The sequence below is a fragment of the Escherichia sp. KTE31 genome, assembly GCF_000407925.1.
GTDB lineage: Bacteria > Pseudomonadota > Gammaproteobacteria > Enterobacterales > Enterobacteriaceae > Escherichia > Escherichia ruysiae.
The window spans coordinates 786,413-798,461 of the sequence record NZ_KE136723.1 but is presented as its reverse complement, the minus strand read 5'-3'; the positions used below and the strand labels follow the sequence as shown (position 1 = coordinate 798,461).

The following is a 12,049-nucleotide window of genomic DNA, read 5'->3' as shown; positions in this document are numbered from 1 at the left end:
TTGTTGCACATGTGGCGTCGCCATCTGTTCAACATTCGTACCCGTGATTTCTCTATAACTATAACTCACAGAACTACTTAGCGAGGAACAGCGTGGCGCGATCGTGAGAAACCCATTAAAGCTGGGTTCATGTCATTTTTAGCCGGATGCGGCATGAACGCCTTATCCGGTCTGCGATACTGACCGGGCATCCGCAATTAAATGATTACTCATTACCCCATTGATTCAAAAACTCTGCGATCTCATCAATGCGTGCGGGATTAATCCCCGCTTCAGCGGCCATTTCATGCTGGGCTGCTTCGCTGATCTCTTCATTATTCATCAACCGGGTGAGCAGTAACTGGAAGTAGTGAGCCAGTGGCGTGCGTTCAGTTTCTGCGACAGGTTCTGCGCATTCAGTCGCGTACTCATCGGCAATATCAAAATATTTCAGTGGGATATCGTGGTTCATTTTTTGCCCTGGGGTTAATGCGTTAAGCATAAGGGCGGATGATAGCACTCGTGATCCGGGTCATACATCTTTTTATAGATAATGGCGCGGCGCATTGCCCCCGGCAGGACAATGCGCCGCGCATCCTACGTATTACGTTTCGCTCACCGGCGTTCTGTCGCCCTCGTACAGCGGCACTTTGCGATAACGGCGGATCAGATACCACAAATATGCGCCGCCTAACGAGGCCCACACCAGACCGAGCGTCAATGAGGTCGACTCAAGGTTAACCCACAACACGCCCACCGTTAGAGCGCCAACCAGCGGCATTAATAAATAGTGGAAGTGTTCCTTCCAGCTTTTATTCATCCCTTTGCGTCGCCAGAAGTGATTAAACACAGACAAATTAACGAAGGTAAACGCCACCAGTGCGCCGAAATTAATCAACGCCGTGGCGGTGACTAAATCAAAGAACAGCGCCGACAGTGCCACAATTCCTACCATAATGACGTTCAACGCAGGCGTGCGCCATTTCGGGTGCACATAGCCAAACACGCGTTCCGGGAACACATTGTCGCGGCCCATCACATACAGCAGACGCGAGACGCTGGCGTGCGACGCGAGGCCAGACGCTAACGTGTTCACAAACGTGGTGCAAAGGAAAATCGACTGGAACAGCTTGCCGCCGACGTACAGTGCAATCTCCGGCAGTGCGGCATCCGGGTCTTTAAAGCGGCTGATATCCGGGAAGAACAGTTGCATAAAGAACGACGCAGCGATAAAGATAACGCCGCCGTATACCGCCGTCAGGAAGATGGCTTTCGGGATCACGCGTGCGGCGTCTGGCGTCTCTTCCGAAAGCGTAGTCACTGCATCAAAACCGAGGAACGAGAAGCAGACTATCGTCGCCCCGGTAATAATCGGAATCAGATGCGCGTTCTCGCTAATAAACGGTTGTAGCGACCAGACGGTGCCGACGCCTTCACCTTTATGTAGCCCCTGAACCACCAGGAAGATGAATACCACCATGATGGAGATTTGTACCAGTACAAACAGGGTATTGAAGTTGGCGACCAGGTTGACGCTCTTCAGATTCGCGGCGGTTAAAATGGCGACGAAGGTTACCACCCACACCCACGGCGGCACTTCCGGGAAGAGGGCGGAGAGATAGATTTTCGCCAACAAGACGTTGATCATCGGCAAAAAGAGATAATCCAGCAGCGATGACCAGCCGACCATAAAGCCGACGTGCGGGTTAATCGACTTTTGCGCGTAGGTATAGGCCGAGCCAGCTTCCGGGAACTGGCGAACCAGTTTGCCGTAGCTGATCGCGGTAAACAGCACGCCTGCCAGCGCCAGCAGGTAGGATGCCGGAACGTGACCGTCGCTAATGCCAGATACAATGCCAAAAGTATCGAACACGGTCATCGGTGTGAGATAGGCCAGACCCATCATCACCACCTGCCACAATTTCAGTGATTTTCGCAGGCGGGTTTTGCCCGGTTGTGTAGTAATGTCCAGCGATGAATTAATAGCCATAATCGCTGCCTCCACTGCGCAATCGGGTTTGCGGTCGCGTCGACCTGAAATCAAACCTGTTTAGCAGGGGAAGCAAAGGGGGCGGAGTCCGGTCAGTCGCAGGGGGAGCGCATACGCAGCCTCCCTCGCCATGCGGGAATTTCATCATCGGCATCATCTCATTTCCTCGTCACAGTCTTAATCGTTAACGGAAGCCCGTTGCCGCCTGCGCTCCATAACGCGACATCCGGGAAATGTCTGGATTACCAGCAAATGTCAGGCCTGGCTCCGCTCAGGCCGATGAGACAACCCCCGCAAGGGGGCACTACGCGTTTTTCAACATCCACTCAATTTCTGTTTCTGTGATGAGGCGCTCAAACTGCAACAGCTCATCATTTTTACAGGCGTGATACACATGACAGAAACGTTCGCCTAAATAGTGGCGCAGGTGATCATTCTCGATAAACTCACCTAGGGCATCGCTCTGGCGAATCGGGAAGGGTAAGCCTTCCTGTTCCAGACCGTTGCCTTCGACTTCTTCCTGTAACGGCAGCTCGTTATCAAGACCGTGCAGAATACCGGCGAAAATCGCCGCCATCACCAGATACGGGTTGGCATCGGCACCCGCCACGCGATACTCCACGCGGTGGTTATGACGATCGCCGCACGGAATTCGCAGGGCAACGGTACGGTTGTTATGACCCCACGATGCCTGCGTCGGCACATACATGCCTGGCTGGAAGCGGCGATATGAGTTTACGTTCGGCGCCAGCAATGCCATTGATGACGGCATCAGGTCGATCATCCCGGCGAGCATCTTTTTCAGCAGCGGCGAATCTTCGCCTTCCGCGTCAGACAGCACGTTCTCGCCACGATTATTTTGCATACTGATATGGATATGCATCCCGCTGCCCGCGTGCTCTTCATACGGCTTCGCCATAAAAGTGGCGTGCATCTTATGCTTTTCCGCCATCAAGCGCACCAGGCGTTTAAGGGCTAATGCATCATCGCAGGCTTCCAGCACGTTATCGGTATGGTAGAGGTTGATTTCAAACTGACCTGGCGAAGCCTCGGCGACCGCACCATCTGCCGGAATCAACTGTAATTGCGCCAGTTCATCAATATCATTGAGCACATCGGCGAAGTGGTTGAGGTTATCGACAGAGTAGACCTGGCTTTGGGTATTGCGGTCATCGGTGCCTGGCGCGCAGGGCGGTTGCAGATACCCTTCGGCGTCGCGCTGGCGATCCAGTAAATAGAACTCCAGCTCTACCGCTACGACCGGGAACAATCCGCGCTGGCGTAGCTGCTGCCACAGGCGGTTGAGTACATTCCTCGGCTCAACGTCAAAGGGAGCGCCATCTTCATCGACCATGGTCAGAAGCATTTGACCAATAAACTCAGGATCGGCAGCGGAAGGGGTCAAAGAACCGAGAATGGGGACACAGGTACGATCGGGTTCGCCCATTTCTTGTCCTAGCCCAGCTTCTTCTACCACATTGCCCAGAATATCCATCGCAAACACCGAAGCCGGGAAGTAGCATCCTTTCTCCAGTTTTTTCAGGCTGGAGAAGGGGACGCGTTTTCCACGAAAACAGCCATTAAGATCGGTAAGTAAAACATCAACATATTGCGTATTAGGGTAGCGTTCCAGGTAGCGTTTCACTTCCTGCGTAAAGGCGCTACCCCGCCTCTCTTCTGACTGCTGAACAAAGTTCTCTACTTCAACGATATTGGTTTCCATGATTCTTCGCCTTTGGTTTTGTTTTCCACTCGTTATCAGAGCGTAAAATATAATGACCACTCTTCGAATCTGTATGCAAACTAAATGTTTGTCAAATGTTAAATTGAGTTTGCAAAAAAGAAAACTCACTGCTAGATTGAAAAAATATTGAACAGAAAGGTCATTTAAACCGCAGTAATGGCGATAATTTAGTCCACTTTGTGAGATTGAGCATGGAAAATATAATGAACAATCCTGTTATCGGTGTCGTAATGTGCAGGAACAGGCTTAAGGGTCATGAGACCCAGACTCTGCAAGAAAAGTACCTGAATGCCATCATTCACGCAGGTGGTTTGCCGATTGCGCTGCCCCATGCGCTGGCGGAGCCGTCATTACTTGAACAACTTCTGCCGAAACTTGACGGTATTTATCTTCCTGGTAGTCCCAGCAATGTGCAGCCGCACCTATATGGTGAAAACGGCGATGAGCCTGACGCCGATCCCGGGCGTGATCTTCTGAGCATGGCGTTAATTAACGCCGCACTCGAAAGGCGCATCCCCATTTTCGCCATCTGCCGGGGTTTACAGGAAATGGTGGTGGCAACAGGTGGTTCGTTGCATCGCAAGTTGTGCGAACAGACTGAGCTACTGGAACATCGTGAAGATCCCGAACTGCCGGTGGAGCAGCAATATGCACCGTCACACGAGGTTCAGGTTGAAGAGGGGGGATTACTGTCTGCGCTGTTACCTGAATGTAGCAACTTTTGGGTAAACTCTCTGCATGGACAAGGGGCGAAGGTTGTTAGCCCACGGTTACGTGTGGAAGCTCGCTCGCCGGATGGCTTAGTTGAGGCGGTTAGCGTCATCAATCATCCTTTCGCGCTGGGCGTACAGTGGCACCCGGAATGGAACAGTAGCGAGTATGCGCTTTCGCGTATATTGTTCGAGGGCTTTATCACCGCTTGTCAGAACCATATCGCTGAAAAACAGCGACTCTGACCACTACAGTTAAGGAAATGCAAATATGAGTGATGAGGGACTGGCGCCAGGAAAACGCTTGTCGGAAATCCGCCAGCAGCAGGGGCTTTCACAACGTCGTGCCGCCGAACTCTCCGGGCTGACTCACAGTGCTATCAGTACGATAGAACAGGATAAAGTCAGCCCTGCCATCAGTACGCTGCAAAAGCTGCTGAAGGTGTATGGACTGTCACTCTCGGAATTCTTTTCCGAGCCGGAGAAACCTGATGAGCCGCAGGTCGTCATTAATCAGGACGACTTAATTGAAATGGGTAGTCAGGGTGTGTCAATGAAGCTGGTGCATAACGGTAACCCGAATCGCACGTTGGCGATGATCTTTGAAACGTACCAGCCGGGCACAACCACTGGGGAAAGAATTAAGCATCAGGGTGAGGAAATAGGCACTGTACTGGAAGGTGAAATTGTTCTGACCATTAATGGACAGGATTATCACCTCGTCGCGGGGCAAAGTTATGCCATTAATACCGGCATCCCGCACAGTTTCAGCAATACGTCGGCAGGTATTTGCCGGATTATCAGCGCCCATACCCCCACCACGTTTTAATCTTTTTGTTCTGTAAGCCGGGTAAGCGCAATGCGCCCGGCAATCCATAAGGAATGTCGCCGGAAATAAACGGGCTCATCGCCCGGGGATCTCTGCGCACTGACGTTCACAAACTGCATATATCTGATAGACGTGAAACAGGAGTCATAATGAATTTTCATCATCTGGCTTACTGGCAGGATAAAGCGTTAAGTCTCGCCATTGAAACCCGCTTATTTATTAACGGTGAATATACCGCTGCGGCGGAAAACGAAACCTTTGAAACTATTGATCCGGTCACCCAGGCACCGCTGGCGAATATTGCGCGCGGTAAAAGCGCCGATATTGACCGCGCGGTGAGCGCGGCACGCAACGTATTTGAACGCGGCGACTGGTCGCTCTCTTCTCCGGCTAAACGCAAAGTGGTACTGAATAAACTCGCCGATTTAATGGAAGCCAACGCGGAAGAACTGGCGCTGCTGGAAACCCTCGACACCGGTAAACCGATTCGTCACAGCCTGCGTGATGATATTCCCGGCGCTGCGCGCGCCATTCGCTGGTACGCCGAAGCTATCGATAAAGTTTACGGCGAAGTCGCTACCACCAGTTGCCATGAGCTGGCGATGATTGTGCGCGAACCGGTCGGCGTAATTGCCGCCATTGTACCGTGGAACTTCCCGCTGCTGCTGACCTGCTGGAAACTCGGCCCGGCGCTGGCGGCGGGGAACAGCGTTGTCCTGAAACCGTCCGAAAAATCGCCGCTCAGTGCGATTCGCCTTGCCGGGCTGGCGAAAGAAGCCGGTCTGCCGGATGGTGTGTTGAACGTGGTAACTGGTTTTGGTCATGAAGCCGGGCAGGCGCTGTCGCGTCATAACGATATCGATGCCATCGCCTTTACTGGTTCAACCCGCACCGGGAAACAGCTGCTGAAAGACGCAGGCGACAGCAACATGAAACGCGTCTGGCTGGAAGCAGGTGGTAAAAGCGCCAACATCGTTTTCGCCGACTGCCCGGATTTGCAACAGGCTGCAAGCGCCACCGCCGCAGGCATCTTCTACAACCAGGGCCAGGTGTGCATCGCCGGAACCCGTTTATTGCTGGAAGAGAGTATCGCCGATGAATTCTTAGCCCTGTTAAAACAGCAGGCGCAAAACTGGCAGCCAGGGCATCCACTTGATCCTGCAACCTCGATGGGCACGTTAATCGACTGCGCTCACGCCGACTCGGTACACACCTTTATCCGTGAAGGCGAAGGCAAAGGGCAACTGCTGCTGGATGGCCGCAACGCTGAACTGGCTGCGGCCATCGGCCCGACCATCTTTGTGGATGTGGATCCGAATGCGTCCTTAAGTCGCGAAGAGATTTTCGGCCCTGTGCTGGTGGTCACCCGTTTCACATCAGAAGATCAGGCGCTACAGCTTGCCAACGACAGCCAGTACGGCCTCGGTGCGGCGGTATGGACGCGCGATCTCTCCCGCGCGCACCGCATGAGCCGCCGTTTGAAAGCTGGTTCCGTCTTCGTCAACAACTACAACGATGGCGATATGACCGTACCGTTTGGCGGTTATAAGCAGAGCGGCAACGGTCGCGACAAATCCCTGCACGCCCTTGAAAAATTCACCGAACTGAAAACCATCTGGATAAGCCTGGAGGCCTGAAATGACCGAACATACCAGCAGTTATTACGCCGCCAGTGCGAATAAATATGCGCCTTTCGACACGCTGAATGAGTCAATCACATGTGATGTTTGCGTGGTTGGCGGCGGCTACACCGGGCTTTCCTCTGCGCTGCATCTGGCGGAAGCGGGCTTTGACGTGGTGGTACTCGAAGCCTCACGCATCGGCTTTGGCGCCAGCGGGCGCAACGGCGGCCAGCTTGTGAACTCCTACAGCCGTGACATCGACGTTATTGAAAAAAGCTACGGCATGGACACCGCCCGTATGCTCGGCAGCATGATGTTCGAAGGCGGAGAGATCATCCGCGAACGTATCAAACGTTATCAGATTGACTGCGATTACCGCCCCGGCGGCCTGTTTGTGGCGATGAATGATAAACAGCTCGCCACGCTCGAAGAGCAGAAAGAGAACTGGGAACGCTACGGTAATAAACAACTGGAACTGCTGGACGCCAGTGCCATTCGCCGCGAAGTTGCCAGCGATCGCTACACCGGTGCGCTGCTGGATCACAGCGGTGGGCATATTCACCCGCTGAACCTCGCCATTGGCGAAGCGGACGCAATTCGTCTGAACGGCGGACGCGTGTATGAGCTTTCTGCGGTGACGCAGATCCAGCACACCACGCCAGCCGTTGTGCGCACTGCTAAAGGCCAGGTGACGGCGAAGTATGTGATTGTCGCCGGGAATGCGTATCTGGGCGATAAAGTGGAGCCGGAACTGGCGAAGCGCAGTATGCCGTGCGGCACGCAGGTAATTACCACCGAGCGGCTTTCCGATGATTTAGCCCGTTCGCTGATCCCGAAAAACTACTGTGTCGAAGACTGTAACTATCTGCTTGATTACTACCGTCTTACCGCCGATAACCGCCTGTTGTACGGCGGCGGCGTGGTGTACGGTGCGCGCGACCCGGATGATGTCGAGCGTCTTGTGGTGCCGAAACTGCTGAAAACCTTCCCGCAGTTGCAGGGAGTGAAAATTGATTACCGCTGGACGGGCAACTTCCTGCTGACCCTGTCGCGTATGCCACAGTTTGGCCGCCTCGATAAAAACATTTACTACATGCAGGGCTACAGCGGCCACGGCGTGACCTGTACCCATCTCGCCGGGCGTTTAATTGCTGAACTGCTTCGCGGAGATGCCGAGCGTTTCGACGCGTTCGCCAATCTGCCGCATTACCCGTTCCCCGGCGGGCGCACGCTGCGCGTGCCGTTTACCGCGATGGGCGCAGCCTATTACAGCCTGCGCGATCGTCTGGGCGTTTAATTTCCGATTAACAGTGAAGAGTCAAAAGGTGTGAAACATGAGCAACAATGAATTCCATCAGCGTCGTCTTTCTGCCACCCCGCGCGGGGTTGGCGTGATGTGTAACTTCTTCGCCCAGTCGGCTGAAAATGCCACGCTGAAGGATGTTGAGGGCAACGAGTACATCGATTTTGCCGCAGGCATTGCGGTGCTGAATACCGGGCATCGCCACCCTGATCTGGTCGCGGCGGTGGAGCAGCAACTGCAACAGTTTACCCACACGGCGTATCAGATTGTGCCGTATGAAAGCTACGTCACCCTGGCGGAGAAAATCAACGCCCTTGCCCCGGTGAGCGGGCAGGCCAAAACCGCGTTCTTCACTACCGGCGCGGAAGCGGTGGAAAACGCGGTGAAAATTGCTCGCGCCCATACCGGACGCCCTGGCGTGATTGCGTTTAGCGGCGGCTTCCACGGTCGCACGTATATGACCATGGCGTTAACCGGAAAAGTCGCACCGTACAAAATTGGCTTTGGCCCGTTCCCCGGTTCGGTTTATCACGTGCCGTATCCGTCAGATTTGCATAGCGTTTCGACGCAAGATTCCCTCGACGCCATCGAACGCTTGTTTAAATCAGACATCGAAGCGAAACAAGTCGCGGCGATTATTTTCGAACCGGTGCAGGGCGAGGGCGGTTTCAACGTGGCGCCAAAAGAGTTGGTTTCTGCGATTCGTCGCCTGTGCGACGAGCACGGCATCGTGATGATTGCCGATGAAGTGCAAAGCGGTTTCGCGCGTACCGGCAAACTGTTTGCCATGGATCATTATGCTGACAAGCCCGATTTAATGACGATGGCGAAAAGCCTCGCGGGTGGGATGCCACTTTCGGGCGTGGTCGGTAATGCCAACATTATGGACGCACCCGCGCCGGGCGGGCTTGGCGGCACCTATGCCGGTAACCCGCTGGCAGTTGCCGCCGCGCACGCAGTGCTCAACATTATCGACAAAGAATCCCTTTGCGACCGTGCGAATCAACTTGGTCAGCGCCTGACGCAAACGCTGATTGAGGCTAAAGAAAGCGTTCCGGCAATTGCTGCGGTACGCGGTCTGGGGTCAATGATTGCGGCAGAGTTTAACGACCCGCAAACGGGTGAGCCGTCGGCGGCGATTGCGCAGAAAATCCAGCAACGCGCGCTGGCACAGGGATTGTTACTGCTGACCTGCGGCACCTACGGTAACGTGATTCGTTTCTTGTATCCGCTGACCATCCCGGATACGCAGTTCGATGCGGCCATGAAAATTTTGCAGGATGCGCTGAGGGATTAATACGCAGAAGCGGAGGCCAACGCAATAATGCCTGATGCGCTGCGTTTATCAGGCCTGCAAACGGCGTCTTGATTTTGTAGGTTTGATCGCCTCATCCGGCAAGCTACATTGCCCAACTCCGCTAAATCTGGTGCTTTTTAAGCAATGCGCGGAACTGATGATAGGTTAACCCCAGCAACTCAGCCGCGCGCTTCTGGTTATATTTCCCCTGTTGCAAACTGAGTTGCAGCAACTCTTTTTCCTGCTGCATCTGAAACTCACGTAAATCCAGCGGCAATGCCGGAAGAGAGGTGGTTTCTGAAACGGCGATAGCGTCTTCAGGCGGACGCCGTTTAAAGGGATCAATAATGATCTCATCAAGCGGATAATCGCTGTTGCCGTGGCGATACACCGAACGTTCCACCACGTTTTTCAATTCACGGATATTTCCCGGCCAGCGATAGCTCAGTAACGTTTCTCTGGCGCGCTCGGTAAACCCCGGGAACAGAGGCAGCTTGATTTCCCGACACATCTGAATGGCAAAGTGTTCTGCCATCAGCATAATGTCGCTTTCGCGCTCGCGCAGGGGCGGCAGTTGCACTACATCGAAAGCCAGGCGGTCCAGCAGGTCGGCGCGAAAAGTACCTTCATTGACCATCGCCGGAAGATCGGCATTTGTCGCACATACCAGCCGCACATTGACCTGCAATGGCTGGCTACCGCCAACGCGTTCCAGTTCACCGTACTCAATTACGCGTAATAATTTTTCCTGCACCATCATTGGTGCCGTAGCGAGTTCATCAAGAAACAGCGTTCCGCCGTCGGCACGTTCAAATCGTCCCGGATGGCGTTTTTGCGCTCCGGTAAACGCGCCCGCCTCGTGCCCGAACAACTCGGAATCCAGCAGATTTTCATTTAACGCCGCGCAGTTAAGGGAAATAAACGGCCCTTGCCAGCGGGAGGAGAGATAATGCAAACGGCTGGCGATCAGCTCTTTACCGGTGCCGCGCTCGCCAATAATCAAAACCGGTTTGTCCAGCGGCGCGAGATGCGAAACCTGTTCCAGCACTTCAAGAAAGCTGTTCGCCTCACCGAGTAAGTTATCTTTGTATTCTGCCATGATGAAATTCGCCACTTGTTAGTGTAATTCGCTAATTTATCCTGGCATGTTGCTGTTGAATCTTCAATCAGATCTTTATAAATCAAAAAGATAAAAAATTGGCACGCAAATTGTATTAACAGTTCAGCAGGACAATCCTGAACGAAGAAATCAAGAGGACAACATTATGGGTATTTTTTCTCGCTTTGCCGACATCGTGAATGCCAACATCAACGCTCTGTTAGAGAAAGCGGAAGATCCGCAGAAACTGGTGCGTCTGATGATCCAGGAAATGGAAGATACATTAGTTGAAGTGCGTTCTACCTCGGCGCGTGCGCTGGCAGAAAAGAAACAGCTGACTCGCCGTATTGAACAAGCGTCGGCGCGTGAAGTTGAGTGGCAGGAAAAAGCCGAACTGGCGCTGCTGAAAGAGAGAGAAGATCTGGCGCGTGCGGCACTAATTGAAAAACAGAAACTGACCGATCTGATTAAGAGCCTGGAACATGAAGTGACGCTGGTGGACGATACGCTGGAGCGTATGAAGAAAGAGATTGGCGAGCTGGAAAACAAATTGAGCGAAACTCGCGCTCGCCAGCAGGCATTGATGTTGCGTCATCAGGCTGCAAACTCGTCGCGTGACGTGCGTCGTCAACTGGACAGTGGCAAACTGGATGAGGCGATGGCGCGTTTCGAATCTTTCGAGCGTCGTATCGACCAGATGGAAGCGGAAGCAGAAAGCCACAGCTTCGGCAAACAAAAATCGCTGGACGATCAGTTTGCCGAACTGAAAGCCGATGATGCAATCAGCGAGCAACTGGCACAATTAAAAGCCAAAATGAAGCAAGATAATCAATAATAACACCCAGGCGGCGTCTGAACGCGCCGCCGCTCATTCTTTAAGGAGTACTTATGAGCGCGCTATTCCTGGCTATTCCGTTAACCATTTTTGTGCTGTTTGTTTTACCTATCTGGTTATGGCTGCATTACAGCAACCGCTCCAGTCGCGGTGAATTGTCGCAAAGCGAACAGCAGCGATTAGCGCAACTGGCTGATGAAGCAAAACGGATGCGCGAGCGTATTCAGGCGCTGGAATCCATTCTTGATGCAGAACATCCGAACTGGAGGGATCGCTAATGGCGGGCATTAATCTCAATAAAAAATTATGGCGTATTCCACAACAGGGCATGGTGCGCGGCGTCTGCGCGGGGATTGCTAATTATTTTGATGTACCGGTAAAACTGGTGCGTATCCTGGTGGTGCTGTCGATTTTCTTCGGTCTGGCGCTGTTTACCCTGGTTGCTTACATCATTTTGTCATTTGCGCTTGATCCAATGCCGGACAACATGGCCTTTGGTGAGCAGCTACCTTCCAGCAGCGAATTGCTGGATGAAGTCGACCGTGAACTGGCGGCCAGTGAAACGCGTTTACGCGAGATGGAACGTTATGTCACTTCCGATACTTTCACGTTACGTAGCCGTTTCCGTCAACTGTGAGGAA

13 protein-coding genes are annotated in these 12,049 nt (G+C 53.3%); 8 read left to right on the top strand and 5 right to left on the bottom strand.

Going from position 1 to position 12,049, the window contains the following annotated elements:
• Positions 1-205: 205 nt before the first annotated feature.
• From WES_RS09600 to puuA, 4 genes are all read right to left on the bottom strand, one after another.
• On the bottom strand, positions 206-451 hold the full coding sequence (locus WES_RS09600; protein ID WP_016158382.1) for a YmjA family protein: 246 nt from the start codon (positions 449-451) through the stop codon (positions 206-208).
• A gap of 132 nt (positions 452-583) precedes the next feature.
• Positions 584-1,969, bottom strand: a complete 1,386-nt coding sequence (gene puuP / locus WES_RS09605; RefSeq protein WP_010350589.1) for a putrescine/proton symporter PuuP — start codon at positions 1,967-1,969, stop codon at positions 584-586.
• Complete coding sequence (locus tag WES_RS24070; protein ID WP_123058196.1) at positions 1,959-2,123, bottom strand: YmjE family protein; 165 nt, start codon at positions 2,121-2,123, stop codon at positions 1,959-1,961. Before WES_RS24070 ends, puuP begins: the two co-directional genes overlap by 11 nt.
• A gap of 150 nt (positions 2,124-2,273) precedes the next feature.
• Complete coding sequence (gene puuA, locus WES_RS09610; RefSeq protein ID WP_000449633.1) at positions 2,274-3,692, bottom strand: glutamate-putrescine ligase; 1,419 nt, start codon at positions 3,690-3,692, stop codon at positions 2,274-2,276.
• 212 nt (positions 3,693-3,904) lie between these two features.
• Between puuA and puuD the strand changes: the two genes are divergently transcribed.
• From puuD to puuE, 5 genes are all read left to right on the top strand, one after another.
• Positions 3,905-4,669, top strand: a complete 765-nt coding sequence (gene puuD / locus WES_RS09615) for a gamma-glutamyl-gamma-aminobutyrate hydrolase (RefSeq protein WP_010357809.1) — start codon at positions 3,905-3,907, stop codon at positions 4,667-4,669.
• Positions 4,670-4,694: 25 nt separating this feature from the next.
• Entirely contained in the window at positions 4,695-5,252 is a 558-nt protein-coding gene (gene puuR / locus WES_RS09620; RefSeq protein WP_001278727.1) for an HTH-type transcriptional regulator PuuR, read from the top strand.
• A gap of 149 nt (positions 5,253-5,401) precedes the next feature.
• On the top strand, positions 5,402-6,889 hold the full coding sequence (puuC, locus tag WES_RS09625; protein WP_016158381.1) for an aldehyde dehydrogenase PuuC: 1,488 nt from the start codon (positions 5,402-5,404) through the stop codon (positions 6,887-6,889).
• Between the two features lies 1 nt (position 6,890).
• Entirely contained in the window at positions 6,891-8,171 is a 1,281-nt protein-coding gene (puuB, locus tag WES_RS09630) for a gamma-glutamylputrescine oxidase (RefSeq protein WP_000134879.1), read from the top strand.
• A 37-nt stretch (positions 8,172-8,208) separates the two neighbouring features.
• The gene (gene puuE / locus WES_RS09635) at positions 8,209-9,474 is read left to right on the top strand and encodes a 4-aminobutyrate transaminase (RefSeq protein WP_016158380.1); all 1,266 of its coding nucleotides are present in this window, start codon (positions 8,209-8,211) and stop codon (positions 9,472-9,474) included.
• 121 nt (positions 9,475-9,595) lie between these two features.
• Here puuE and pspF read toward each other — a convergent pair whose 3' ends face one another.
• On the bottom strand, positions 9,596-10,573 hold the full coding sequence (gene pspF, locus WES_RS09640) for a phage shock protein operon transcriptional activator (RefSeq protein WP_016158379.1): 978 nt from the start codon (positions 10,571-10,573) through the stop codon (positions 9,596-9,598).
• A 166-nt stretch (positions 10,574-10,739) separates the two neighbouring features.
• Here pspF and pspA point away from each other — a divergent pair, with 166 nt between their 5' ends.
• The 3 genes from pspA to pspC are packed head-to-tail and all read left to right on the top strand — an operon-like array spanning position 10,740 to position 12,045.
• Positions 10,740-11,408 (top strand): phage shock protein PspA, encoded by a 669-nt coding sequence (gene pspA / locus WES_RS09645; protein WP_000511032.1) that lies wholly within the window; start codon positions 10,740-10,742, stop codon positions 11,406-11,408.
• A 53-nt stretch (positions 11,409-11,461) separates the two neighbouring features.
• Positions 11,462-11,686 carry an envelope stress response membrane protein PspB gene (gene pspB, locus WES_RS09650; RefSeq protein ID WP_001274965.1) on the top strand — a complete coding sequence of 75 codons (225 nt, stop codon included), beginning with the start codon at positions 11,462-11,464 and terminating at the stop codon, positions 11,684-11,686.
• Positions 11,686-12,045 carry an envelope stress response membrane protein PspC gene (gene pspC, locus WES_RS09655; RefSeq protein WP_000907387.1) on the top strand — a complete coding sequence of 120 codons (360 nt, stop codon included), beginning with the start codon at positions 11,686-11,688 and terminating at the stop codon, positions 12,043-12,045. The genes pspB and pspC overlap by 1 nt, the downstream gene beginning before the upstream one ends.
• Positions 12,046-12,049: the final 4 nt, after the last annotated feature.

Excerpts from the sequence above, each read along its gene's own strand:
- pspF (WP_016158379.1), bottom strand. The coding sequence starts at position 10,573 with ATGGCAGAATACAAAGATAACTTACTCGGTGAGGCGAACAGCTTTCTT.
- WES_RS24070 (WP_123058196.1), bottom strand. The coding sequence starts at position 2,123 with ATGCCGATGATGAAATTCCCGCATGGCGAGGGAGGCTGCGTATGCGCT.
- pspB (WP_001274965.1), top strand. The coding sequence starts at position 11,462 with ATGAGCGCGCTATTCCTGGCTATTCCGTTAACCATTTTTGTGCTGTTT.
- puuP (WP_010350589.1), bottom strand. The coding sequence starts at position 1,969 with ATGGCTATTAATTCATCGCTGGACATTACTACACAACCGGGCAAAACC.
- puuD (WP_010357809.1), top strand. The coding sequence starts at position 3,905 with ATGGAAAATATAATGAACAATCCTGTTATCGGTGTCGTAATGTGCAGG.
- puuE (WP_016158380.1), top strand. The coding sequence starts at position 8,209 with ATGAGCAACAATGAATTCCATCAGCGTCGTCTTTCTGCCACCCCGCGC.
- WES_RS09600 (WP_016158382.1), bottom strand. The coding sequence starts at position 451 with ATGAACCACGATATCCCACTGAAATATTTTGATATTGCCGATGAGTAC.
- puuC (WP_016158381.1), top strand. The coding sequence starts at position 5,402 with ATGAATTTTCATCATCTGGCTTACTGGCAGGATAAAGCGTTAAGTCTC.
- pspA (WP_000511032.1), top strand. The coding sequence starts at position 10,740 with ATGGGTATTTTTTCTCGCTTTGCCGACATCGTGAATGCCAACATCAAC.
- puuB (WP_000134879.1), top strand. The coding sequence starts at position 6,891 with ATGACCGAACATACCAGCAGTTATTACGCCGCCAGTGCGAATAAATAT.
- puuA (WP_000449633.1), bottom strand. The coding sequence starts at position 3,692 with ATGGAAACCAATATCGTTGAAGTAGAGAACTTTGTTCAGCAGTCAGAA.
- puuR (WP_001278727.1), top strand. The coding sequence starts at position 4,695 with ATGAGTGATGAGGGACTGGCGCCAGGAAAACGCTTGTCGGAAATCCGC.
- pspC (WP_000907387.1), top strand. The coding sequence starts at position 11,686 with ATGGCGGGCATTAATCTCAATAAAAAATTATGGCGTATTCCACAACAG.